Below are 22,386 nucleotides of genomic sequence, written 5' to 3'. Positions count from 1 at the left end.
TCCGGCACCGGCCCGTCCGGCACCGGCCCGTCCGGCACTGGTCTGTCCGGCACTGGTCTGTCCGCGGCCCGCCGTACGGGCTCGGGCTCCGGTCGGGCGGCCGGCCGCACCGGCGCGTTCTCCATGGGCGGCCCGTACCGGCGCCGGGTCGTCCCCTGTACGTGCTGCTCCGCTATGGATGCCATGTCCACGTCCGCTCGCTTCCTCTTCTTCGCTTCGGATCGGCTGTTCTCCAGCGGCCGGAGCCCCGGACCCGGGTGCCGTGAGCCCTCGGCCCGGCGGGTGCCGGCGGGACGCCGGGGGCAGCGCGGCGGTGTTCCGCGGGGGCAGCGCCCCTGCCCGCCGATTGCCCCCGCCGCCCTTCGTGCGACGGGACCGGCCGTCCTACGTTCGGGCGGTGACCACTTCTGCCGAACTCGCAATGCCGGCCGTGACGGTCTCTCCGGGAGGAGAGGCGACCACGAGCCTGACCGTCCGCAACGGCAGCGACATCGTCGAGGCGTACACCTTGGACGTGGTCGGTGACTGTGCCGCGTGGACCACCGTCGAACCGGCGCGCGTCTCGCTCTACCCCGGGACCTCCGAGACGGTGACGGTGCGCCTCGCCCCGCCCCGGACGCCCGACGTCCGCGCCGGGCAGTTGCCTCTCGGCATCCGCGTCCTGCCCGCCGAGCACCCGGAAGCCGTGACGGTGCCGGAGACCACGGTGCACATCGAGGCGTTCCACGAACTGCGGGCGGAGCTGGAGCCGCACCGCCGACGCGGCTGGCTCGGCGCGCGGTACCGGACCGCGGTGCGGAACCTGGGGAACACGCCGGTCGACGTGGCCCTCGGCGGCAGACAGGACGGGGAGGAACTGCGCTTCGGGTTCACGCCGGAGCGGCCCGCCCTCGACCCCGGTGAATCCCTGGAGGTGGGCCTGCGGGTGAGGGTCCACCGGCTCACCTGGTTCGGCCCGCCGGTGACCTGGCCGTTCGAGCTCGACGTCACGGAGACCGGAGCGGAGGCCGCGGCCCCTGCCGCCGCCCCTGCCCCTGACACCTCGGCAGGCCCGGGTCCGGCGGACCGGCGCGAGGCGCTGCGGGGCGAGTTCGTCCAGCTGTCGGTGCTGCCGAAGTGGCTGCTCGCCGTTCTCGCGGCGCTGCTGGCCCTGCTCCTCGCCTGGTTCACGCTGGTCCGGCCCGCGGTGCGCAGCGCGGCCGAGGAGGCCGCGGACAAGGCCGTCCGGAACAGCCCGGCCACCGGGGGCGAGGGGCGGCAGGGCGACGGGTCCGGGGCGGCCCCGGGCGGGAAGGACAAGCCCGGGGCGTCCCCCGGTACAGGCGGCACGGACACCGGTGCGGGAACGGGAGCGGGTACGGGCACCGGAAATGTCGGTGGGGGCGGCGGGGCGGACACCGTGCCGGGCAGCGCTCGGCAGAGTTCGGCGACGATCGACGTCCAGACGGACGGCGGTGCCGAGAAGGTGGGGACGTACCGGGTGCCGGCCGGGAGGATCCTCGGCATCACCGATGTCGTCGTGGCCAACTTCCAGGGCGACGAGGGCGTGCTGACCATCACCTTCGGCGACCGCAAGATCACTACGATCGCGCTGGAGACCTTCCGCAATCAGGACTACCACTGGGTCACCCCTCTCCGAGTGCCCGAGAACGCCACCGTCACCGTGGCCGTGACCTGTGCGAAGCCCGGTACACCGGCCACCGGGCAGCAGGCATCCGGGTGTCACGAAGTGCTCAATGTCAGTGGAGTGATGAGCGATCTCAAGCCGTGAACCAGAGACACGTGGGTGAACATGGTGATCCCGCCACCGGGCCAGGAACCAGAGCCCAGGACCGGTTCGTCCGAAAAGGACCACGACAACGTGCCGAGGCCCTCGTTCCCCCGGCTCTCAAACGGGCACGCCCGCCAAAGGCCGTGCCCGAACGGGCATGGAGGTGGGCCCAGCTCACGGCACACCTTCACCCGTGACCCGGCCGGGCCCGCGTCCGTAACGGTCACGTGGGCGACCCGCGGGTCCCCCGCCGGCCTCCCCGCACGCACGATCGGCGGTAGATCGGTTCCGGCCAGCCCGCCCGGAGCCCCTCGGGCATGACCGCCCTCATCCACCCCGGCCGGAGACGGCCCGAAGCCCGAACGGGCAGTCGTACAAGGCATGTTGGGAAGGACCGAACGCCGAGGCGTCCGCCGCACCGACGGCGGAGCGGACCGGGTACAGGAGTGTGAGGTGGAGGCCGAGGAACGACGGCACCGGATCGTGGGGACGGCCCGCCGGGACGGATCCGTGAACGTGGCCGAGCTCGCCGCGCACCTGGGGGTGGCGAAGGAGACCGTACGGCGGGACCTGCGGGTCCTGGAGGACCACGGCCTGGTGCGGCGCACGCACGGCGGCGCGTACCCGGTGGAGAGCGCGGGGTACGAGTCCGCCCCGGCGCCCCGGACCAGGACGCACGCGGCGGAGAGGACGAGGATCGCCGCGGGCGCGGCGGCGCTGCTCGGCGACGCCGAGAGCGTGTTCGTCGACGAGGGCCGCACACCCCGGCTGATCGCCGCCGCGCTCCCCCGCGAGCGGCCGCTGACCGTAGTGACGGCCTCGCTGGCCACCGCCGCGCTGCTCGCCGCCCGCGACAACGTCACGGTGATGCTGCTGGGCGGCCGGGTGCGCGGCGGAACCATGGCGACGGTCGACCACTGGGCGGCCCGCATGCTGGCGGGGCTGGTGATAGACCTGGCGTACATCGGCGCCGACGGCATCTCCTGGGAGTACGGTCTGACAACACCCGATCCTGCGGTGAGCGAGGTCAAGCGGCAGGCGGTGCGGGTGTCACGGCGCCGGGTGTTCTCCGGGGTGTGCACGAAGTTCGGGGCGGTGAGCTTCTGCCGGTTCGCCGAGCCGGCCGAGTTCGAGGCGCTCGTCACGGACACCCGGCTGCCGCGGAGCGAGGCGCACCGCTACTCGCTCCTGGGCCCGCAGGTGCTGCGCGTATGACACCGCCGGCCGTACCGCCCCTCGCCGAGGGACCTGGGCCGGCGCCCGCGCGGCAAGGACACCGCGTGACTCACCCGGACCTGGGCGCCCCCTCTTGACCGACCATGTCGAGCAGGAGCTTCGCGGCGACCGTCGTCCCGTCCGTGCGGACCGTGGCTGCCACCTCCCGCGCCCGTACGCGGACCTCGGGGGTCAGGGCCGTCCGGAGCGCGGCCGACAGGGACTCGAAGGCCGGGGCCGGGCCGTCGTGTGCCACGCCGATGCCCAGGTCGGCCACCCGGGCGGCCCAGTACGGCTGGTCCGTCGCCTGGGGTACCACCACCTGAGGCGCGCCGGCCCGGGTGGCCGTCGTCGTGGTGCCCGCGCCGCCGTGGTGCACGACGGCGGCCACCCGGCCGAACAGGGCCTGGTGGTTGGCCTCGCCGACGGCGAAGCAGTCGTCCTGGCCGTCGATCAGGGCCAGGTCGGCCCAGCCGCGCCCGACGAGTGCGCGGCGGCCCTGCGCGCGGATCGCCTCGATGGCCACCTGGGCGGCGTCCTCGGCCGCGCCCATGGGCATGCTGCCGAAGCCGACGTACACCGGTGGTGTGCCGGCGTCGAGGAAGGCCACCAGATCGGCCGGGAGCGGGCGCTCGTCCGGCAGGGTCCACGCGCCGGTCTGTACGACGTCGAGGTCCGGTGTCTCCCGCCACGGGTCCAGGGCCGGGTCCGTCGCCAGCCACGGCCGGTCGCCGACGACGTAGTCGCGGACGTCGTCCACCGGGGGCAGGCCGAACGACGCCCGGTTGGTGTTCAGCGCCTCGCCGAACAGCGCGTTGACACTCCGGGCGTCCAGGTCCCACAGCACCCGGTTGTCGGTCACCTCCGGCGGGAACGGCCGGCCCGGATACGCCAGCGGCGGACGGTGCGGCGCCGGCAGGGTGAGCTGCTGGAAGGTCACGGACACGGAGCGGATGCCCAGCTTCTCGGCCACCGACAGCGCGCCGGCCGCGGCCGGCATCATGCCGGTGGCCACCAGCACGTCACACCCCTCGGCCGCCGCGGTGACCGTTTCGAACTGACCGGCGATCAGCTCGGCCGCGCGCCGGGGCAGGGACGAGGGTGCCGCCCCCGACTTCGTCAGCGCCCGCGCCGACGGGCCGACCGGCACCAGCGGCACACCGACACCGGCCAGCCGCCGCGCGAAGTCCTCGTCCGGCGGCGCGCACACCCGTACCTCCGCGCCGAGTTCCCGCAACCGCACCGCGAGCGCCACCAGCGGCTCGACGTCCCCGCGCGATCCGTACGTCGACAGCAATACACGCATCCGTGACTCTCATTCCCGTAGGTTTCCGGCTTCGGTCGGCGATTCTGCGGCACCGCCAGGGCCTTGCCGCAAGCCCCCCGGTGCGCTATAAGTTGAGCATGGAAAGGAGCGGGTACTCCCCCTTTCCCTCCGCCGGTCGCTGTGAACGGGCAGTCCCGGTCTCGCGCCTCTTCAGCTGATCGTGAACCGGCCCCGCGCCGTGCGGCTCAGGCCGCGCCTTCTCGATGTGCGTGTCGACGCCTCGGCGCCGGCTGTTCGCCGGGGTCTGACCGTCACGCGACAGCCGGGCGCGCGGCCCCGGCGGCATCGCCGTTCCTCCGCACGGCCGAGAAGCACCGACCCGCCCCGATTCGAAGATCCGGCGACACTACCGTCATGGATCTCCTCTCACTGCGATATTTCCAGGCCGTGGCCCGCCACCAGCACATCAGCCGGGCCGCGGAGGAACTCCGGGTCGCCCAGCCGTCGGTGAGCCGGACCATCATCCGGCTGGAATCGGAACTAGGCATTCCGCTTTTTGACCGCCAGGGTCGGCGGATACGGCTCAACGAGCACGGCGAGGCCTTCCTGCTCCGGGTCGAGCGGGCGCTGGCCGAGCTCGACGACGCCCGCCGGGAGATGGCCGATGCCGCCGGGGACGGGCCGGGGCGGGTGGCCGTCGCCGCCGAGACCCTGGTTCAGCTGGCCGGGGTGCTGCCCGCCTTCCGCGCGCGCCGCCCGGGGGTGAAGGTGCGCCTGTTCCAGGCTCCCGTGGAGTCGATGCGGCGCCATCTGCGCTCCGCCGAGGTGGACTTCGCGCTCGCCTCCCAGCCGCTGGCCGGTCCCGAACTGCGCTCGGTGGAGCTGGTCCGGGAGGAGGTGCTGCTGGCCGTACCGCCCGGGCATCCGCTGGCCGTCCGGGAACGCGTCACGGTGGCCGAACTGGCCGGTGAGGACTTCGTCAGCACACGCGCCGGGCACTGGCAACGCGCCCTGCTGGAGCGGCTCTTCGCCCGTGAGGGACTGACGCCGCGGGTGGTCTGCGAGGGCGACGAAGCCGCCGCCACCCCGGAGCTGATAGGCGCCGGGCTGGGCATCGGCCTGATGCCGGCCGTCGCCCGGCGGACCCTGGGTGGGCGCAGCCCGGTGACCTGGCTGCGGCTGGACGCCGCGGACTGCCACCGGACGCTGACCCTGGTGTGGCGTCAGGACGCCTACCTCTCCCCCGCCGCCCTGGAGTTCCGCAGGCTGGCCATGGAGCGGATCATGCCCGCGGAGGCATGAGCATATGGCGCATCAGGTCGTGGAAGGCATGAGGGGACGGCACTAGCGTCGGAGGAGTCCACCGGGTTCCGACAAGGGAGAACAGCGATGAGCCAGCGACACTCCGCCGCCGACAGCGGCTTCAGCGGCTACGTGGAGGCCGTCCTCGACGTGTTGTCCGCCGAGCCGGGGCGGGCGGCCGTCATCACCGCCGAGGGACTGGTGATCAGCGGTGCGGAGTTCCGGGACCAGGTGTACCGGCTCGCCGGGGAGCTGGCCGGGCGCGGTGTGGGCCGCGGCACCACGGTCACCCTGCTCACCGGCAACACCGCCGAAGCCCTCGTCGCCCGCTATGCCGCCAACCTGGCCGGTGCCCGGGTGGTCGGCCTCTACGAGGGCACGAGCCCGTCGACCATGGCCCGTGTCATGGAGAGCGTGGACTGCTCCCTCCTGCTGGTGGACGACCAGCGGCACACCACCGCCGAGGAGTTGCTCCGGCTCGAAGGCGTTCCCCGGGCGCTGTCCCTGGGGCCGAGCGGCTTCGCCGAGGACGTGCTGGCCGCGGCCGCCGGGCGCCCGGCGCGGCCGATGGGCGGCCTCGTGGGCCCCGAGGACGACTGGTGCGTCCGGCACACCGGCGGGACCACCGGCATCCCCAAGGGCATCCGGATGACCCACGGCGCGTACCGGCGGGGCCTGGGGCACCGGCTCGCCGACGCCGGCGACCCGCCCCGCTACCTGGCCTGCACCTCCCTCGCCCACCTCGCCGGAATCCTCACCGACATGACGCTCTATCAGGGCGGCTCGGTGGTCCTGCTGCGCGGTTTCGAGCCCGGCGAGGTGCTGGCCGCGATCGAGCGCGAGCGCGTCACGCACACCTGGCTGCTGCCGCCGCTGCTCTACCAGCTGCTGGACCACCCGGACCTGGCCCGCACCGATCTGTCCAGCCTGAGCCGGGTCACGTACGGCGGCACCGCGGCCTCACCGGCCAGGCTGCGGCAGGCGGTCAAGGCCCTGGGACCCGTGCTCTACGGCTGGTACGGGCAGGCCGAGGCGCAGTCCATCACCGAGGCGGGCCCCGGGGACCAGGAGCGGACCGGCCGGGGCGGGCACCTTACGGTCGGCCGGGCCCTGCCCGGTGTGGAGATCGCCATCCGGGACACCGAGGGCACCACCCTGCCGGCCGGGGAGCGGGGCGAGGTGCAGGTGCGCTCGCCGTACATGATGCAGGGCTACTGGAAGCAGCCGGAGCTGACCGCCGAGGTGCTGCGGGACGGCTGGGTGCACACCGGTGACGTCGGCTATCTCGACGAGGACGGCTACCTCTACATCGTGGACCGGATCAAGGAGATGATCGTGGTCGTCGGCGGCCACGTATACCCGGCGGAGCTGGAGGACCTGCTCCTGAGCCACCCCGCCGTCGCCCAGTGCGTGGTCTTCGGCGGCCAGGACGAGGAGTCGGTGGAACACGTCCACGCCGCCGTGGTGCCCACCGCCGGACAGCGGCCCTCGCTGAAGGAGATCCGGGACTTCGTCACCACGCGCAAGGGGCGCCTGTACGCCCCCGACGCGCTGCACCTGGTGCCCGCCCTCCCCTTGACGGCGGCGGGCAAGCCGGACAGGCGTCGGCTGCGGTCCCGGCTGACCGGCTGAGAACCCGGCGGCGGAAGCCGGGAGGAGCCTTCCCGCCGGCCCGTCGTCTATCGTTCGCCGGCCGCCTTCTCGAGGAGCGAGGCGAGGATCGGCTCGGCATGTGTCCACAGCAACGCGCCGCCGATTCCCGGTACGACACGGTGGCGGGCACCGGGCACACGAGTGGCGAGCAGCGCGCCCTGGTCGGGAGAGTGGCCGGCGTCCCGGTCGCCGTACCAGATGTCGGCCGGGACGGCGATCCCGCCCAGGTCGAACGGCCACCGGCCCATCGCCAGGACCGTGTCGCGGGCGTAACCGGCCGCGCCCCGGGCGAAGCCCTCGTCCAAGGCCCTGCGGTAGGCGGCCGCGAAACCGGGCTCCTGGTACACGGCGAGGTCGCACTCGGGACTCCCGGACATGACCATGTCCCACATCGCGTCCGCGCCGAAGCCCGCGAAGAACTCCTCGGCGCCGGCCGGGTCGCGTGCGGTCCGCGTGACGAGGCCGCGCAGGTCCGCCGCCAGAGCGGGAGCGAACTCCGGTGCGGCGACCTCGTCCGCGCCGGAGACGACGGCCAGCGCCGAGACGTGACCCGCCCGCGCGCAGGCGAGGGCGAACGGCGCGCCCTGGGAGTTGCCGACCACGGCCGGGCGCCCCAGCCCCCGCAGTGCGCCGAGTTGGCGAAGGTCATCGGCGAAGTCGGCGAAGGTCCGGCCGGGCGCGGGGGTGGAGGCGCCGAGCCCAGGGCGGTCCACGGAGACCAGACGCACTCCGAGCGCCTCGACGACGCCCGCGCCGAAACCGAGCCACCGGCTCGTGGCCGCACCCGGACACAACACCACGGGGTGCCCGTCCGGCGGCCCCCACTCGGCCCACCCGAGCAGCCGGCCGTCGGACAGGCGGCTCTCACCGAGCCGGGCGGGGGCGCACACGTACGCAGTCATGATCGACATGATGGACGTGGGCGGGACGTCCCGCACCTGGTTTTGCCGTGGCCCCGTACCCCGCGCATGTTGCCTGGCGCGGCACGGCAGGGGCCACGCGTCTACGGGTTGCCGCCGGTCTCACACAGGTTGAGTTCGTACGCCAGCAGTGCCGCCTGTGTGCGGTTGTCGACGTCGAGCTTGGTGAGGGCGCGGGAGACGTAGGTCTTGACGGTGGACGGGCTCATGTACAGCTTTTCGGCGATCCCGGCGTTGCTCATGCCCTCGCCGAGGCAGGCGAAGACCTCCCGTTCGCGTGCGCTGAGCCTGGCGACCAGGGCGCGGGCCTCGGCCGTACGCCGGGGCACGGGCGTCCCGCGGGAGAGGAGTTGCCGGGTGACGGTGGGAGAGAGCACCGTGCCGCCGGCGGCGACCGTGCACACCGCGTGGATGAGCTGTTCCGGGTTGAGCTGCTTGAGGAGGAATCCCGAGGCCCCCGCGTGCAGCGCGGCGGTGATGTTCTCGTCCATGCCGAACGTGGTCAGGACGAGGACCTTGGGCGGGTCGGGCCGCTCCAGGAGGCGGCGCGTGGCGGCCAGGCCGTCGCAGCCCGGCATCTCGATGTCCATCAGCACCACGTCGGGCCGGCAGTGGCCGGCCTGGTCGAGGGCGTCGAGGCCGTCCCGGGCCTCCCCCGTGACCGTGATCTGCGGGGAGGCCTCCACGAGGGCGCGGATCCCGGCGCGCACCAGGGCGTCGTCGTCGGCTATCAGGACGCGGATCATGGGATCTCCGGGGTGGGGGAAGCGGGGCGGTGGGTGTCGTCGCCGGACAGCGGCAGCCGGGCCTCCAGGACGAATCCCCCGCCGGGTACGGGGGCCGTCGTCAGGGTGCCGCCCGCGGACCGGACCTCTTCGCGGAGCCAGGCCAGGCCGTGGCCGGTGCCGGGCAGCGGATCGCCGTCCGGCGGCGGCGTCCCGTTGGACACGGTGACGGTCAGCTCGGTGCCGGTCTGGTGGATCCGGATGTCGACGGCGGCGCTGCGGGCGTGGCGCGCGGCGTTGCTCAGCCCTTCCGTGACGACCTTGTAGGCGAGGTCCTGGGCGGCCGGGTCGGGCGGGACCGGGGAGATGTGGACATTGATGGTGATCAGGCGGCCGCCGCCGCGGTAGCGGCCGATCACGGGGGCGAGGTCCGCCAGGGTGTGCCGGCGTTCGGCCGGCGGCACCTCGCCGGGGTCGGGCGTCTTCGCGAGGGTGACGATCTCGCGCAGGGCGTGGACGGCGTCGCGCCCCGCGTCGGAGATGACCCGGCACCCGTCCTTGACGGGTGCCGGGGCGTCCTTGCGGACCGCGATGGCTCCGGCCTGGAGCACCATGAGGGTGATCTGCCGCCCGACCCCGTCGTGGATGTCGCGCACGAGCCGTTCGCGCTGGCGCAGGGCGGCCTCGCGGAGCCGGCCTTCCTGGAGGAGGGCTTCCCTGGCCTGCCGTTCGGCGGTGAGCTCGGCCATCCTCTTGTTGGCCTTGGCCAGGCAGCCCATGAGCACGGGGACGAGCACGATGACCGCGGCGCCGGAGAAGGTGGCCTCCGGGTGCGGGGCGTGCGCGATGAGCGCCTCGGGCGTCGCGAGCGCGAAGACCAGGGAGACGAGCACCAGGCCGGCGGCCAGTACGGAGCGGCCCCCGCGGACCGCGGTGTAGCAGGCCACCGTGGTGCTCAGCAGATGGCCGGTGACCATCACGCCGGCGGCGGAGAGCACGCTGTAGGGCAGGAGGAGGCGTTCGCGCCACACCGTGGTCACCGCGATGGCGAGGGACACCAGCACACCCGCGGTCCGGTTCGGGACGAGCCCCGCGTCCGGGACGACCAGCGCGATGTCGACGAGCGGGATGCCGTAGACCACCGCCAGGACGGTGTTCTTCCACCGGCTGTTGCACAGCGCGGTGTACCACTCCATGCCCGTGCACCCTTCAGATGATCACACTATGTCCGGATGGGTGGTGAAGTCTATCCTCCGGACAGCGCCGTCGACCTTGCCGGGCGCCGCGGCCCCTCAGGGCTTCCGCTGGTCCCGTACGAGCTCCTGGAAGATCCGCTCCCGGTCGCGCTCCGGGTCGCGGAAGACCTCCTTCGCCGGGAAGTACCGCTGCTGCATCTTCCGCAGGTCCTCCCCGGACAGCGTGGTCCGGCCCGCGCCGGACAGGGCCTTGCGCACCTCGGCGAGCTTGCCGTCCGTCATGCTCTTCCAGCGCGCCTGACGGCGGTTGAGCTCCCGCTGGCCCCACTCCCTGGCCCCGCTGGCGCGGAACTCGTCCTCGGAGATCTTGCCGATCAGCTTGTCCAGATACGGCTTCGCGCTCTTGTCGACGAAGTGGTCGTTGAAGGTGTCGAAACCGCTCTTGCCGTTCTTTCCGGGCTGGAGCACGGCGGCGAAGGCCCCCGTGGCGACCTTGACGATCTCCTGGGCGTAGAGCTCGGTGCGGGCGTCCTGCTGTTCCCACATCTTCGCGTCGATCTTCTTCTTCAGCGCGGACTCGTGCGTGCTGATGCGCTGCTTCTCCTCGGCGGAGGCGGCGCCGGCCCGGGACTTCTCGGCGATCCGGGAGACGGCCGCCTTCTTGGCCTTGGCCCACTTGCCGAGGGTGACCACGTCGGACGTCAGGACGCGGTTGAACTTCTCGTTGAGCTGGGGGAAGAGTTCCTGGAGCGCCTGGCCTTCGAGGCGGTCGCGCCACTGCGTGTCACGGTGCGCCACCAGGTCCTTGACTGCGTCGTTCCACTGACCGCGGTCGTGGTCGAGCTGCTTCTGCTCCGCGATCCATCCGGCGACCTCGTCGTACACGAGCTGTGCCAGCTGCTCGGCCAGCAGGGCGGGTTCGAGGAGCGGCGTGAGCTCGGGCTGGGCGACCATGGCGACCTGGAGGCCCTCGGCGACCGAGTCGAAGGCGAGGTTCCCGTAGTCCCCGGCCTTGGCGTCCTCGGCGACGGCGTAGCCGGTGGCGGCGATCCCCGCGTACGGCAGGATCTTGACGCCCAGCTCGCCGGCCCGGCCGACCTGGCGGCCCACCTTCGCGAGCAGGCCCGTGTCGGTGGTGAGTCCGTGCACGGCTGTCAGGTCACGGCCGAGGGCTTCGGTGACCTGGGTGGAGAACGTCTCGAAGTCCTTCGCGCCGAGCTCGGTGGCCGCGGCGCCGGTGAGGACCTTGTTGGTCTCGCGCAGTGGTGACATCAGCGCCTTGGGGTTCTTCTCGAACTCCTCCAGGGAGGTGACGTACTCGACGTCGGCGCCCTGCGCGCGCAGGCGTTCCCGCTGGGTACGGGCGACCTTGGCATCGTCGGCGGCCGCGATGCCGCAGGCGTCGGCCGAACGCTTCGCCCTGCCCGACGCGCCGCCGGTGCCGCACACGCCGGTGCCGTCGGGCCAGCCCTTCCCGGCGAGCCACTGGCTCATGCCGGGGTGGGCGGGGTCGTCGACCCCCACGATGAACAGGTACTTCCGGGGTATGTCCCCCTTGTACGCCCAGGCGCCGTTGGTCGACGCGCCGCCGAGCGGGCCGCCGCCGTGGTCCCCCTTGAGCGTGCCGCTGAGGAAGTTGCCGTCCTTCTGCAGCGCGTCCCACCGGATCTTGACCCGGACGGCGTCCCCGTTGCCCTCGATGGCGTTGCCGCCCTCGATGCCCTTTTTCGTGGAATCCCACATGAAGACGTGCTCGTGGTGCCCGTGTTTCGAGTATCCCGAACCCATCCTCCGCAGTTCGGTCTCCACGTCCTTTCCTTCCGCGAGCCAGCGGTTCTTCGAGGTCTGGAGGCCGTTCCTGTTCAGGGACTCGCGCAATTCGTCGGGATTCGCTTCTCCCCGGGGCCGCTTGTCCACCACGATATGGGTGTACTCGTCGGCGTGCGCCTGCGGGGCGACGGCCGCACTGCCCGGCTTGTCCGGCGGGGCGGCGAGGGCGGTGGATTCGCCGGTGACGGCGAATACCACGGCCGATGCCATGACCGTCGTGATGACGCGGGGTATGACGGGGCGGCGTCCTGCATTTCTCATTCTTTGCCTCTGCCGTGGGTGCGAGAATTTCCGGTCCGGTGCCCGGATTTTTTCAGTTCTCGCGGCGGGGAATCGTCGCCCGAAAGGCCCTTCGGCTTCTCCCGCGGTCCACACGACCCCCTCCTGCGGGAGGGGGTCGCGCTCCCTCTGCGGGTGGGGGTGCCAGCAGGTGGCGCCGGCCGCCGCCCGGTCCGGGCGTGCTCGCTCGTCGATCACCTTCCGCAGGTGAAATACACTCCTCCGGTGAACGAGACCCTGCCCCCGTGCCCCGAATGCTCCAGCGCGTACACCTACGAAATGGGCGCGCTCCTGATCTGCCCGGAATGCGGGCACGAGTGGTCGCTCCCGGCCGCCGCATCCGAGGCCGCCGGTACCGAGGACGGTGTGATCAAGGATTCGGTCGGCAACGTGCTCGCCGACGGCGACACGGTCACCGTCGTCAAGAGCCTGAAGGTCAAGGGAAGCCCGACCGGGATCAAGGCCGGCACCAAGGTGCGCAACATCCGTCTCGTGAACGGCACGGACGGCCACGACATCGACTGCAAGATCGACGGCTTCGGCGCGATGCAGCTCAAGTCCAGCGTGGTCCGAAAGGCCTGACCGGCATATCGACGGCACGGGGCCGCCGGACGGCGGCAGCCCGGCCGTTCGCCGCTTGCCGATCCGCCTTTCCGTCTTTACGCCCGACTCCGCCCGGAGCCTCCTGGCCCGCCGCCGCCGGCGGGCCAGGAGCAGGGCGACCCGTCAATCAGCGCTGCCGGCCGGATGTTCCATGCGGGAGAGCCAGGCCGTGAGCAGCGTTTCGAGCGCCTCGGCCTCGGCGGGTGTCAGGAGATCCAGCAGGTGGCGTTCATTGCGCATGTGGTCGGTGAACGCCTGGTCGATCAGTTGCCGCCCGGGCTCGGTGAGGGCGACGATCCGGCCGCGCTGATCGTCGCGGGAGCGGCGGCGGGTGACGAGGCCGGCCCGCTCCAGGCGGTCGATCCTCTTGGTCATCGCGCCGGTGGTGACCATGGTGTGCGCGGCGAGCTCGCCCGGCGCCCGTTCGTAGGGCTCGCCGGCGCGGCGCAGGGCGCACAGGACGTCGAACTCCCCCTCACCGAGGCCGTAGCGGCGGTACACGAGGCAGAGCTCCTCGGTGAGCCGGCCCGCCAGGCGGTGCAACCGGCCGATCACCGCTTGCGGGGTGACGTCGAGGTCGGGCCGCTCCCGGTGCCAGTCGGCCTGGATGCGTGCCACACGGTCCATCGGCTGCCTGTCTTCTTCCATGGTCACCAGGATAGCTTCCATGGAAGTTACATTACCTTCCATGGAAGCTGATATGCGCTGGGTGTCGCTGACCGCGCTCGCACCGGTGGCATGGGGTACCAACTACTTCGTCACGCACGAGTACCTCCCCGCGGAGCACCCGCTCTACGGAGCCGCTCTGCGCGCACTGCCCGCCGGCCTCGTCCTGCTGGCCCTGTCCCGGCAGCGGCCGCGTGGTGCGTGGTGGTGGCGGTCGGCGGTGCTCGGGCTGCTCAACGTGAGCGTCTTCTTCGTCCTCGTCTACGTCGCATCCCAGCTGCTGCCGACGAGCGTCGCCGCGACCGTCATGGCCGTGTCCCCGCTGACGATGATGCTCATAGCCTGGCCCCTGGTGTCCGAGCGCCCGCGGGCCACCCACCTGACCGGCGCCGCGATCGGGCTCGCCGGGGTGTGCCTCATGCTGCTCACCGGGGCGGAGAGAGTGAGCGTGCCGGGGGTCCTCGCCTCGCTCGCCGCCGTGCTCGTGTCGTCCTTCGGCCACATCCTGGCCAAACGGTGGAGCGCCGACACCGATGTGCTCGCCTCGACCGCCTGGCAACTCACCGCGGGAAGCCTGTTCCTGCTCCCCGCCGCCGCGGTCGTGGAGGGCCCTCCCCCGGCGCTCTCCCCGTCGGCGCTCCTCGCGTTCGGCTACGTCACCCTGGTCGCCACCGCGCTGGCCTTCGCCGCCTGGTTCGCCGGGCTGCGGCACCTGCCCGCGGGAACGGTCGGCCTGATCGGACTGCTCAACCCCGTCACGGGCGTGCTGCTCGGCACGGTGGTCGCCGCCGAGGTGCTGACCTTCCGGCAGCTGTGCGGACTCGCCCTGGTCCTGGCCGGAGTCACCCTGGGCCGGCCCGTCCGCGCGGGCCGGCGCGGCAGCGGGCGGCCACCCGCCCGTTCCGCCCCTGACGAGGACCCCGACACCCGCGGCAACGCCGCCGACCTCCGCGCCTCCCGCGCCCGGCGCAAGTCCCCCACCACCTGAGGACCGCGCCGCGAGGGGAGGACGGGACGCGCGCCGGCCGAGCCGACCGCACACCCGCGGACCGGCAGACCTCTCCGGCCGTCGGCTAGCCTCACCAGGTGACCCGTCGCGCCGTCAGGAGGACCGTCATGGCCCAGCCGTTCCCGCCCATCGAGCCGTACGCGCACGGTCTCCTCGATGTCGGCGACGGGAACCGGATCTACTGGGAGACCAGTGGGAACCCCGACGGCAAGGCGGCCCTGTGCGTGCACGGTGGCCCCGGCAACGGCGGGCGCCGCGGCAGCCGGACGATGTTCGACCCCGAGGTCTACCGGATCGTCCTGTTCGACCAGCGTGGCTGCGGTGAGAGCCGTCCCCATGCCTCCGACCCGGCCGTCGGCCTCGCGCACAACACCACCGACCACCTCGTCGCCGACATGGAGCGGCTGCGCGAGCACCTGGGCGTCGAGCGCTGGCTCCTCCACGGCGGGTCGTGGGGTTCGACGCTGATCCTCGCCTACGCCGAGCGCCACCCCGAGCGGGTCTCCGAGATCGTCCTCGCCGGCGTGACCATGACCCGGCCGGAGGAGATCGACTGGCTCTACCGCGGCGTGGGCCGTCTGCTGCCCGGCCCGTGGGAGGCGTTCCGTGACGCGCTGCCGCCGTCCGACCGCGACGGGAACCTCGTGGCGGCCTACGACCGGCTGCTGAACGGCCCGGACGAGGCCGTCCGGGCCAAGGCGGCGCGGGACTGGTGCGCTTGGGAGGACGCCGTCATCGCCCACGAGGCCCTCGGTAGTCCGGGCCACTACAGCGCCAAGCCCGACGACGCGCTGATGGCCTTCGTCCGCATCTGCGCGCACTACTTCGCCCACGACGCCTGGCTCGAGGACGGGCAGCTGCTCCGTGACGCACACCGGCTGGCCGGTATCCCGGCGGTCCTGGTGCACGGCCGGCTCGACCTGGCCGGCCCGTTGAAGACCGCGTGGGAGCTGGCCAAGGCGTGGCCGGACGCCGAACTCAAAGTGATCGACGATTCGGGGCACACCGGCAGCCCCGCCATGCGGGACGCGGTCCTGGAAGCGCTCGCGCGGTTCGGCCGGAGCGGCCGGTGACCGGCCCCGCACCACGCCGGGTGCCGTCGCCGCGCCCTTCCGCCCGCGCGCGGTGACGGGCCCCGCGTCCCGGTGTCAGTCCGCCGGGCGGCGTGCCAGGAGCAGCGGGAGGACGTCGGCCCGCACCTGGGCGGGCGAACCGAGCACCCGTGACTCCACCGTCGCGCGCCGGTAGAACAGCTGGGCGTCGCCGGCGTCCAGCATGCCGTGCGCGCCGTGCAGGTGGAGCACGTCGCGGCCGGTGTCCCGGGCCAGTTCGGCGGCCATGGCCAGGGCCTGGCCGGCGGTCAGGCGGTGGTCGCGGCCGGTGTCGCCCTCCCAGGCGGCCTGCTGGGTGAGCAGGTGGGCGGCGTCGACCCGGGTGGCCAGGCGGGCCAGCTGGAAGGCGGGCGCCTGCTGCCGTGCCAGCGCGCCGCCGAACTGCCGGCGCTCCTTGAGCCGGTCGGTGCCGAGCCGCAGGGCGCCCCGGCCGAGGCCGACGAGGTAGGCGGCCTGGAGGGTACGGGCGGACGCGATCAGCTCGTGCCGGGCGCCCTCCGTGTCCTCCTCGGGGGTGAGCCAGAGGGCGACCGGCGCGTCCGTCAGCCGCACGGCGTACAGCTCGCCGCGGCCCAGCTCCTCGTGCCTGCGCAGGTGGACGCCGGGCCGGTCGCGCCGTACCAGGGCCGTGCGGTGGACACCGTCGGCGGTCAGGCCCGGGATCAGCAGCCAGTCGGCCTCCGCCGCGAAGCCGACGAAGCGCCGCTCGGCGCTGACGGTGTCCCCCGCCGCGCCGGCCGTGAGAGGGGCGTCGTACGGGCGGACGCCTCCGTCGCGCACCGCGGCGGCCACGGAAGCGCCCCCGGCGATCTCCTTGAGGAAGCGGTCGCGTCCGGGCCCCGGCGCGCAGCGCAGCAGCGCCTCCGACGTGAGCACCGTGTCCAGCAGCGGACCCTGGTAGAGGACCTCGCCGAGCCGCTCGGCCAGTACGGCGAGGGCGCGCAGGCCACGGCGGTCGCCGGGGACGGGCGACTGGTTGAGGCTCAGGGCGCCCGTCCCCAGCAGCGCCTGCCAGACCAGCGCGCGGATCTCGCTGTCGTCGGGCCCGGCACCGTGGCGGGGGCGGTCGGCCATGCGGCGGATGAGCGGGGCGATCTCGTCGCCCAGGGTCTCGGTGACGTGCCGGCGCAGTTCCTGGTGCTCCGCGGCGAGTGTGACGTCCATGGCGGTCCGGTCTCTCCGGTTCTCTCGGTGGCTCGGCTCTGTCCGGCGCGCGAAGCGCCCAAAAGGCTCCGGCCGCTCAGGCGAGCAGTCCCAGGCCGGCGGAGGCGATGACGGTGAGCATGACCTCGGACGTCCCCGAGGCCAGGGTGAGGCCGGGCGCCTCCCGGCAGGCCGCTTCCAGCACGCCGTGCCCCAGGCTCTCCTCGTCGTCCCCGGCCAGCAGGGCGTCCAGGCCCACCGCCTCGGACGCGGCGAGGGCGACCTCACGGCCCGTCTCCCCCGCCCAGTACTTGGCCATCGCCGAACGCACCTCGTCGCTCCGCCCGGCGTGGAGGTCGTCCACGCACCGCCAGGCCAGCAGCCGGGCCGCGCGTACGTCGGCGTCGAGTGCCACCAGCCGGCCGGCCTCGGCGGGGGTGAGCCCGGCGGTGCCGGTCCGCTCCAGGGCGGCGTCCAGCCAGCGGCGCGCCTTGGCCTGGAACTCGATGCCGGTGCGCTCCAGGCCGAGCACCTCGCCGATGATCCGCCAGCCGTCGTCGACGGTGCCGAGCACGTCCTCCTCGGTGACGCGGATGCCGGAGAGCGTCACCTCGTTGAACCGCTCGTCGCCGATGTTCCACAGCGGCTCCACGGCGACGCCCGGGGTGCGCAGGGGCACCAGGAAGACGGTGATGCCGTGGAAGCGGACGTCCGACTCGGTCGTCCGGGCTGCGCACAGCGCGAAGTCCGCCAGGTGGGTCTTGGCGCTGTAGACCTTGCGGCCCGAGAGCCGCCAGCCGTCGCCGTCCCGCTCGGCGCGGGTCCGCAGGGCGCTGAGGTCGGAACCGGCGTCCGGCTCGCTGAACAGCACCCCGGCAACGCTCTCGCCCCGCGCGATCGGCGGCAGCAGCCGCTCCTTCTGCCGGTCGGTGCCGTACAGCAGCAGGGCCAGGCCGACGATGTCGACGCTGAGGGTGTGCGCGATGTCGGGCACACCGTGGGCGATCAGCTCCTCCGTGAGGATGGCCTTCTCGGCGATGCCGCGCCCGCTCCCGCCGTACTCCCGGGGCCAGTTCGGCGCCAGCAGCCGACGCTCCCCCAGCCTGCGGTAGACGCCGAGGAGGCCGCCCTCGGTGCCGGGGCGGGTACGGATCGCGGCGGTCTCGGCGCGCACCTCGTCGGTGTCGAGCAGCGCGCGCACCTCGTCGCGGTAGGCCCGTTGCTCAGGCGTCGGCGCGAGATCCATCGGTGCCACCTCCCTCGTGCTCGTCCCGCGCCCGCCGCATTCCGGTGGCGAGTACGTCGACCAGGTGGCCGGGGGCGCCGAGGAACGCGTAGTGCTCCCCTTGGAGGACCGTCGAACGGAACCGGCCGGGCTCGGCGTACTTCTCCCAGCCGCCCATCCGGTCCGGCCTGATCTCCCGGTCGGCGTCCCAGCCGATGGTGTGCACCACGGAGGGCAGCCGGACCGGTTCGGGCAGGTGGTAGGCGCGGTTGGCGTCCACGTCGGCCCGCAGCACGCCCAGGCTCATGTCGATCAGGCCGGGGTGCGGTGTGCCTCCCATGGCCCGGGTCAGCTCGCCCAGCTCGACGGCCAGTTCGTCGTCCGTCATGCCGAGGAACCGGCCGAAGGGGCCGTCGTGCGGGGCGACCTGCGAGGAGACGAAGAGCGCCGACGGCGTCGGCAGCCCCTCCCGCAGGAGGTGCAGGGCGGTGGCGAAGCCGGGCAGGGCGCCGCCGCAGTGCCCGAAGAACCCGAACGGCCGGTCCAGGTAGGGCAGCAGCGCCTCCGTGAGCGGCCCGGCGAGCCGCTCGTACGTGACGTAGTGCGGGTCGCGCAGGCGGTTCTCCCGGCCCGGCAGCTGGATCAGGCACACCTCGGCGGGGCCGATCCGCTTGGGCCACCGGTTGTACATCGACGCCCCGACTCCGGAGTACGGGAAGCAGAAGAGCCGGGTGGGCGCGTCTCCCTTGGGTTTGCGCAGCAGCCAGCGCTGCGGGCGCGGCGTAGGAGCCATGCGGGAAGTCACCTCGTGAGGGAAGCGGCGAAGGCGGTGCCCGCCATGCCGGCGGTGAGCGTGGTGCCGTCGGTGGGGTCGATGAGGAGGAAGGAGCCCGTACGGCGGGAGTGGCTGTAGGGGTCGAGGGCGAGGGGTTCGGCGGTGCGGAGGGTGACTTCGCCGATGTCGTTGGCGGTCAGCTCTCCGGGGTCGGGGTGGTGGGAGAGGTCGTCGAGGGTGAGCCGGGAGGGGATGTCCTTGACGATCGCCTTGACCGTGCGGGTGGTGTGCTTGAGCAGGACGCGGTCACCCACGCGCAGGGGCTTGTCGGCGACGTGGCAGACAGTGGCCGTGACGTCCTGGGTGGGTACGGGGGCGGTGCGGATGGGGGCGATGAGGTCGCCGCGGGAGATATCGAGGTCGTCGGCGAGACGGACGGTGACCGACTGCGGGGCCCATGCCTCCTCGACGGCTTCACCGAGCGCGTCGATGCCCACGATCGTGCTGGTCCGCCCGGAGGGCAGGACGGTGACCTCGTCGCCGACGGCGAGGATCCCGGAGGCGATCTGACCGGCGTAGCCGCGGTAGTCACGGTGGGCGGGCGTCTGGGGGCGGATCACGTACTGGACGGGGAACCGTGCCGCCTCGGCGTCCGGGGCGGCGGCCACCTCCACGCCTTCCAGGTGTTCGAGGACGGTGGGACCGGCGTACCAGTCCATGTGCGCGGACGCTTCCACCACGTTGTCGCCGGCCAGTGCCGAGATCGGGATGGCGGTGACTTCGGGGATGCCGAGGGATGCGGCGTAGGCGGTGAATTCGTCGGCTATGGCGGCGAAGGCGGGTTCGGCGTAGCCGGCGAGGTCCATCTTGTTGACGGCGAGTACGAGGTGGGGGACGCGCAGCAGGGCGGCGACGGCGGCGTGGCGGCGGGTCTGTTCGACGACGCCGTTGCGGGCGTCGACGAGGACGATGGCGAGCTGGGCGGTGGAGGCGCCGGTGACCATGTTGCGGGTGTACTGCACGTGGCCGGGTGTGTCGGCGAGGATGAAGCGGCGGCGTGGGGTGGCGAAGTAGCGGTAGGCGACGTCGATGGTGATGCCCTGTTCGCGCTCCGCCCGCAGCCCGTCCGTCAGCAGTGCCAGGTCGGGTGCTTCCTGGCCGCGGTTGCGGGAGGCGTGGGCGACGGCTTCGAGCTGGTCGGCCAGGACCGATTTCGAGTCGTGCAGGAGACGTCCGACCAGCGTGGACTTCCCGTCGTCGACGGAACCGGCGGTCGCGAAACGCAGCAGGGAGGTCTCGGTGACAGTGGTCATGATCAGAAGTACCCCTCGCGCTTACGGTCTTCCATCGCCGCCTCCGACAGCTTGTCGTCGGCCCTGGTCGCGCCGCGCTCGGTCAGCCGCGACGCCGTGATCTCCGCGATGACGGCCTCGACCGTCGCGGCGTCGGAGTCGACCGCGCCCGTGCAGGACATGTCCCCCACCGTGCGGTAGCGCACCAGACGCCGTTCCACCCGCTCGTCCTCGCGCGGCCCGCCCCACTCGCCGGGGGCCAGCCACATCCCGGCCCGGGCGAAGACCTCGCGCTCGTGCGCGTAGTAGATGGAGGGCAGTTCGATCTTCTCGCGGGCGATGTACTGCCACACGTCGAGCTCGGTGAAGTTCGACAGGGGGAAGACGCGGACGTGTTCGCCGGGGGCGTGGCGGCCGTTGTAGAGCTGCCAGAGTTCCGGGCGCTGGCGGCGCGGGTCCCAGCCGCCGAATTCGTCGCGCAGCGAGAAGACGCGTTCCTTGGCCCGCGCCTTCTCCTCGTCCCGCCTGCCACCGCCGAACACCGCGTCGAAACGGTGGCGTTCGATGGCGTCGAGAAGGGGGAGGGTCTGAAGGGGGTTCCGGGTGCCGTCCGGGCGCTCGCGCAGCCTTCCGTCGTCGATGAATTCCTGCACCGAGGCCACTTCGAGGCGCAGTCCGTGTTCGGCCACCACGCGGTCCCGGTAGGCGAGGACCTCGGGGAAATTGTGCCCGGTGTCCACGTGCAGCAGGGAGAACGGCACGGTCGCGGGTGCGAAGGCCTTCAGTGCCAGGTGCAGCATGACGATGGAGTCCTTGCCGCCGGAGAAGAGGATCACCGGCCGCTCGAACTCCCCGGCCACCTCGCGGAAGACGTGCACCGCCTCCGACTCCAGCGCGTCCAGGTGCGACAGCGCGTACGGGTTCACAGCAACCCCCTCCCCACCAGCTCCTTGTGCACCACGGCCGCCGACTCCTCCACGCTCGTCCCCTGTGTTTCGATCCGGACTTCGGGGGCCTCGGGAACCTCGTACGGGTCGTCGACCCCGGTCAGCCCGGAGATCTCGCCCGCGGCCTGCTTCGCGTACAGGCCCTTCACGTCCCGCACCGAGCACACCTCGACCGGCGTCGCCACATGCACCTCCAGATACGCGGTGCCGTGCTCGCGGTGGCGCTCGCGCACCGCCTCCCGGGCGTCCGCGTACGGGGCGATCACCGGCACCAGCACCGTCACGCCGTGCGAGGCGAGCAACTGGGCGACGAAGCCGATCCGTTGCACGTTGGTGAACCGGTCCGCCCGGGAGAAGCCCAGGCCGGCCGAGAGGAACTCGCGGATCTCGTCACCGTCCAGCACCTCCACCTGCCGCCCCTCGCCGCGCAGCCGCTCGGCCAGCGCCCGCGCGATCGTCGTCTTGCCCGCGCTGGGCAGACCGGTCAGCCACACGGTCGCCCCGCCGGCGCCGGACGGTGCGCTCATCGCCGTTCCCGCTCCCGTGTTCACACGGCCAGCCGGTGGGCGCGGAGCTTCTCGTAGAACGGCAGGTGGTGCTCCAGGTAGCCGCCGAGCACGGGGTGCGACGCGACGTCGACGTCGTGCTTGCGCCGCTCGGCGGTGAAGCCGCTGCTGGTGCTGACGTCGGAGTGCCAGCGCTCGCTGGGCCGCCATTCCTTGCGGGATTCGGGCTGCCAGCTGAGGGCCTTCTCCAGGTACGGGATGCCGGTGGCGCGCGCGTACGCCTCGACGACGGCCTCCGGCCTCTCGACGAGGTCGTTGCCGTCGATGACCACCGGTGTCCGGCCCGTCGCCTCCCAGGCCGCCTGGAAGAGCTCGTACTGGGCCTCGAAGCCGATCTGGTGGCGTCGTACGTCCGGGTTGACCGCGTGGTAGGAGGCGATGGTCTCGGCCGGGTGGCGGATGATGAAGGTGTGCGCGGCGTCCTCGCCGAGGAAGCGCCGGTCCGCCAGGACGCCGGGGTAGCGCTCGTCGGTGGTGTCCTTGAAGAACAGCGGTGACCGTCCGGCCGTCGTCCGCATGGCGGCGAGGACGTCCGCCTCCGTGCGGCGCTGTTCCCCGTCGACCTCCACCTGCCCGAACTCGGCGAGGTAGGAGAACGGTTCGTGCAGCACCTGGAAGTCGCCGCGCTCGCACATCATGCGGAAGAACGCGGTGGACCGGCTGCGCGGCGCGCTCCACAGCGCCAGGATCTTCGGTCGGGTGCCGAGGTCGCTCACAGGATTTCCCTCCACAGACGCCACGTGCTCCGCGGGTCTCCACGGGCCGGCTCGCGGCCGGCGGGCCGCTGCGAGGGCAAGCAACGCACGCCCCGGCGAGCGGTGTAAAGGCCGGAGCGGCCCGGCACGGCAAAGAGCGACAGGGTGTCGACGTGGCGTCGATCCGGCGGGGAC

At 72.8% G+C, this 22,386-nt stretch carries 20 protein-coding genes; 7 read left to right on the top strand and 13 right to left on the bottom strand.

The genetic code is table 11. The features are described from left to right. Positions 1-421: 421 nt before the first annotated feature. Both SMD11_RS33085 and SMD11_RS33080 read left to right on the top strand, forming a co-directional pair. Positions 422-1,771 carry a hydrolytic protein gene (locus tag SMD11_RS33085; protein ID WP_087929945.1) on the top strand — a complete coding sequence of 450 codons (1,350 nt, stop codon included), beginning with the start codon at positions 422-424 and terminating at the stop codon, positions 1,769-1,771. A gap of 453 nt (positions 1,772-2,224) precedes the next feature. Next, a complete protein-coding gene (locus SMD11_RS33080; protein ID WP_234366285.1) occupies positions 2,225-2,986 on the top strand; it encodes a DeoR/GlpR family DNA-binding transcription regulator in 762 nt (253 codons plus the stop codon). A gap of 70 nt (positions 2,987-3,056) precedes the next feature. Here the strand turns inward: SMD11_RS33080 and SMD11_RS33075 are convergent, their stop codons facing one another. Beyond that, positions 3,057-4,292 carry a glycosyltransferase gene (locus tag SMD11_RS33075; RefSeq protein WP_087929943.1) on the bottom strand — a complete coding sequence of 412 codons (1,236 nt, stop codon included), beginning with the start codon at positions 4,290-4,292 and terminating at the stop codon, positions 3,057-3,059. Positions 4,293-4,667: 375 nt separating this feature from the next. Between SMD11_RS33075 and SMD11_RS33070 the strand changes: the two genes are divergently transcribed. After that, positions 4,668-5,555, top strand: a complete 888-nt coding sequence (locus tag SMD11_RS33070) for a LysR family transcriptional regulator (protein WP_087929942.1) — start codon at positions 4,668-4,670, stop codon at positions 5,553-5,555. Positions 5,556-5,642: 87 nt separating this feature from the next. Then, positions 5,643-7,187, top strand: coding sequence for an AMP-binding protein (locus SMD11_RS33065; RefSeq protein WP_087929941.1), 1,545 nt, complete (start codon positions 5,643-5,645; stop codon positions 7,185-7,187). 47 nt (positions 7,188-7,234) lie between these two features. Here SMD11_RS33065 and SMD11_RS33060 read toward each other — a convergent pair whose 3' ends face one another. From SMD11_RS33060 to SMD11_RS33045, 4 genes are all read right to left on the bottom strand, one after another. Beyond that, positions 7,235-8,110 (bottom strand): alpha/beta fold hydrolase, encoded by an 876-nt coding sequence (locus SMD11_RS33060; protein ID WP_087930882.1) that lies wholly within the window; start codon positions 8,108-8,110, stop codon positions 7,235-7,237. A gap of 101 nt (positions 8,111-8,211) precedes the next feature. After that, complete coding sequence (locus tag SMD11_RS33055) at positions 8,212-8,874, bottom strand: response regulator (RefSeq protein ID WP_087929940.1); 663 nt, start codon at positions 8,872-8,874, stop codon at positions 8,212-8,214. After that, the gene (locus SMD11_RS33050) at positions 8,871-10,049 is read right to left on the bottom strand and encodes a sensor histidine kinase (protein ID WP_087929939.1); all 1,179 of its coding nucleotides are present in this window, start codon (positions 10,047-10,049) and stop codon (positions 8,871-8,873) included. Before SMD11_RS33050 ends, SMD11_RS33055 begins: the two co-directional genes overlap by 4 nt. A gap of 96 nt (positions 10,050-10,145) precedes the next feature. After that, positions 10,146-12,089 (bottom strand): hypothetical protein, encoded by a 1,944-nt coding sequence (locus SMD11_RS33045; RefSeq protein WP_087929938.1) that lies wholly within the window; start codon positions 12,087-12,089, stop codon positions 10,146-10,148. A gap of 294 nt (positions 12,090-12,383) precedes the next feature. Between SMD11_RS33045 and SMD11_RS33040 the strand changes: the two genes are divergently transcribed. Continuing rightward, entirely contained in the window at positions 12,384-12,740 is a 357-nt protein-coding gene (locus SMD11_RS33040; RefSeq protein WP_087929937.1) for a zinc ribbon domain-containing protein YjdM, read from the top strand. 144 nt (positions 12,741-12,884) lie between these two features. Here the strand turns inward: SMD11_RS33040 and SMD11_RS33035 are convergent, their stop codons facing one another. Then, positions 12,885-13,409, bottom strand: a complete 525-nt coding sequence (locus tag SMD11_RS33035) for a MarR family winged helix-turn-helix transcriptional regulator (protein WP_087930881.1) — start codon at positions 13,407-13,409, stop codon at positions 12,885-12,887. 52 nt (positions 13,410-13,461) lie between these two features. Between SMD11_RS33035 and SMD11_RS33030 the strand changes: the two genes are divergently transcribed. Continuing rightward, positions 13,462-14,415: a DMT family transporter gene (locus SMD11_RS33030; protein ID WP_087929936.1), complete on the top strand. Its 954-nt coding sequence runs from the start codon at positions 13,462-13,464 to the stop codon at positions 14,413-14,415. 128 nt (positions 14,416-14,543) lie between these two features. Continuing rightward, the gene (gene pip, locus SMD11_RS33025) at positions 14,544-15,509 is read left to right on the top strand and encodes a prolyl aminopeptidase (protein WP_087929935.1); all 966 of its coding nucleotides are present in this window, start codon (positions 14,544-14,546) and stop codon (positions 15,507-15,509) included. Between the two features lie 75 nt (positions 15,510-15,584). Here the strand turns inward: pip and SMD11_RS33020 are convergent, their stop codons facing one another. The 7 genes from SMD11_RS33020 to SMD11_RS32990 form a co-directional block, all read right to left on the bottom strand. Then, a complete protein-coding gene (locus SMD11_RS33020) occupies positions 15,585-16,712 on the bottom strand; it encodes an acyl-CoA dehydrogenase family protein (protein ID WP_087929934.1) in 1,128 nt (375 codons plus the stop codon). Between the two features lie 76 nt (positions 16,713-16,788). Continuing rightward, a complete protein-coding gene (locus SMD11_RS33015; protein ID WP_087929933.1) occupies positions 16,789-17,937 on the bottom strand; it encodes an acyl-CoA dehydrogenase family protein in 1,149 nt (382 codons plus the stop codon). Then, entirely contained in the window at positions 17,915-18,709 is a 795-nt protein-coding gene (locus SMD11_RS33010; protein ID WP_087929932.1) for a thioesterase II family protein, read from the bottom strand. Before SMD11_RS33010 ends, SMD11_RS33015 begins: the two co-directional genes overlap by 23 nt. 8 nt (positions 18,710-18,717) lie before the next feature. Further along, positions 18,718-20,004: a sulfate adenylyltransferase subunit 1 gene (locus SMD11_RS33005; protein ID WP_087929931.1), complete on the bottom strand. Its 1,287-nt coding sequence runs from the start codon at positions 20,002-20,004 to the stop codon at positions 18,718-18,720. 2 nt (positions 20,005-20,006) lie between these two features. Next, positions 20,007-20,909 carry a sulfate adenylyltransferase subunit CysD gene (cysD, locus tag SMD11_RS33000; RefSeq protein WP_087929930.1) on the bottom strand — a complete coding sequence of 301 codons (903 nt, stop codon included), beginning with the start codon at positions 20,907-20,909 and terminating at the stop codon, positions 20,007-20,009. Beyond that, on the bottom strand, positions 20,906-21,457 hold the full coding sequence (gene cysC / locus SMD11_RS32995; protein WP_087929929.1) for an adenylyl-sulfate kinase: 552 nt from the start codon (positions 21,455-21,457) through the stop codon (positions 20,906-20,908). The genes cysD and cysC overlap by 4 nt, the downstream gene beginning before the upstream one ends. Positions 21,458-21,477: 20 nt before the next feature. Next, positions 21,478-22,212, bottom strand: a complete 735-nt coding sequence (locus SMD11_RS32990) for a sulfotransferase family protein (RefSeq protein ID WP_199844007.1) — start codon at positions 22,210-22,212, stop codon at positions 21,478-21,480. Between the last annotated feature and the right edge of the window lie 174 nt (positions 22,213-22,386).

Source organism: Streptomyces albireticuli, from assembly GCF_002192455.1.
GTDB classification, from domain to species: Bacteria; Actinomycetota; Actinomycetes; order Streptomycetales; family Streptomycetaceae; genus Streptomyces; species Streptomyces albireticuli_B.
This window is presented reverse-complemented; position numbering and strand designations above follow the sequence as displayed.

Excerpts from the sequence above, each read along its gene's own strand:
- SMD11_RS33085 (WP_087929945.1), top strand. The coding sequence starts at position 422 with ATGCCGGCCGTGACGGTCTCTCCGGGAGGAGAGGCGACCACGAGCCTG.
- cysC (WP_087929929.1), bottom strand. The coding sequence starts at position 21,457 with ATGAGCGCACCGTCCGGCGCCGGCGGGGCGACCGTGTGGCTGACCGGT.
- SMD11_RS33075 (WP_087929943.1), bottom strand. The coding sequence starts at position 4,292 with ATGCGTGTATTGCTGTCGACGTACGGATCGCGCGGGGACGTCGAGCCG.
- SMD11_RS33035 (WP_087930881.1), bottom strand. The coding sequence starts at position 13,409 with ATGGAAGAAGACAGGCAGCCGATGGACCGTGTGGCACGCATCCAGGCC.
- SMD11_RS33060 (WP_087930882.1), bottom strand. The coding sequence starts at position 8,110 with ATGACTGCGTACGTGTGCGCCCCCGCCCGGCTCGGTGAGAGCCGCCTG.
- pip (WP_087929935.1), top strand. The coding sequence starts at position 14,544 with ATGGCCCAGCCGTTCCCGCCCATCGAGCCGTACGCGCACGGTCTCCTC.
- SMD11_RS33050 (WP_087929939.1), bottom strand. The coding sequence starts at position 10,049 with ATGGAGTGGTACACCGCGCTGTGCAACAGCCGGTGGAAGAACACCGTC.
- SMD11_RS33020 (WP_087929934.1), bottom strand. The coding sequence starts at position 16,712 with ATGGACGTCACACTCGCCGCGGAGCACCAGGAACTGCGCCGGCACGTC.
- SMD11_RS33030 (WP_087929936.1), top strand. The coding sequence starts at position 13,462 with ATGCGCTGGGTGTCGCTGACCGCGCTCGCACCGGTGGCATGGGGTACC.
- SMD11_RS33055 (WP_087929940.1), bottom strand. The coding sequence starts at position 8,874 with ATGATCCGCGTCCTGATAGCCGACGACGACGCCCTGGTGCGCGCCGGG.
- SMD11_RS33015 (WP_087929933.1), bottom strand. The coding sequence starts at position 17,937 with ATGGATCTCGCGCCGACGCCTGAGCAACGGGCCTACCGCGACGAGGTG.
- SMD11_RS33070 (WP_087929942.1), top strand. The coding sequence starts at position 4,668 with ATGGATCTCCTCTCACTGCGATATTTCCAGGCCGTGGCCCGCCACCAG.
- SMD11_RS33045 (WP_087929938.1), bottom strand. The coding sequence starts at position 12,089 with ATGGCATCGGCCGTGGTATTCGCCGTCACCGGCGAATCCACCGCCCTC.
- SMD11_RS33005 (WP_087929931.1), bottom strand. The coding sequence starts at position 20,004 with ATGACCACTGTCACCGAGACCTCCCTGCTGCGTTTCGCGACCGCCGGT.
- SMD11_RS33010 (WP_087929932.1), bottom strand. The coding sequence starts at position 18,709 with ATGGCTCCTACGCCGCGCCCGCAGCGCTGGCTGCTGCGCAAACCCAAG.
- SMD11_RS33065 (WP_087929941.1), top strand. The coding sequence starts at position 5,643 with ATGAGCCAGCGACACTCCGCCGCCGACAGCGGCTTCAGCGGCTACGTG.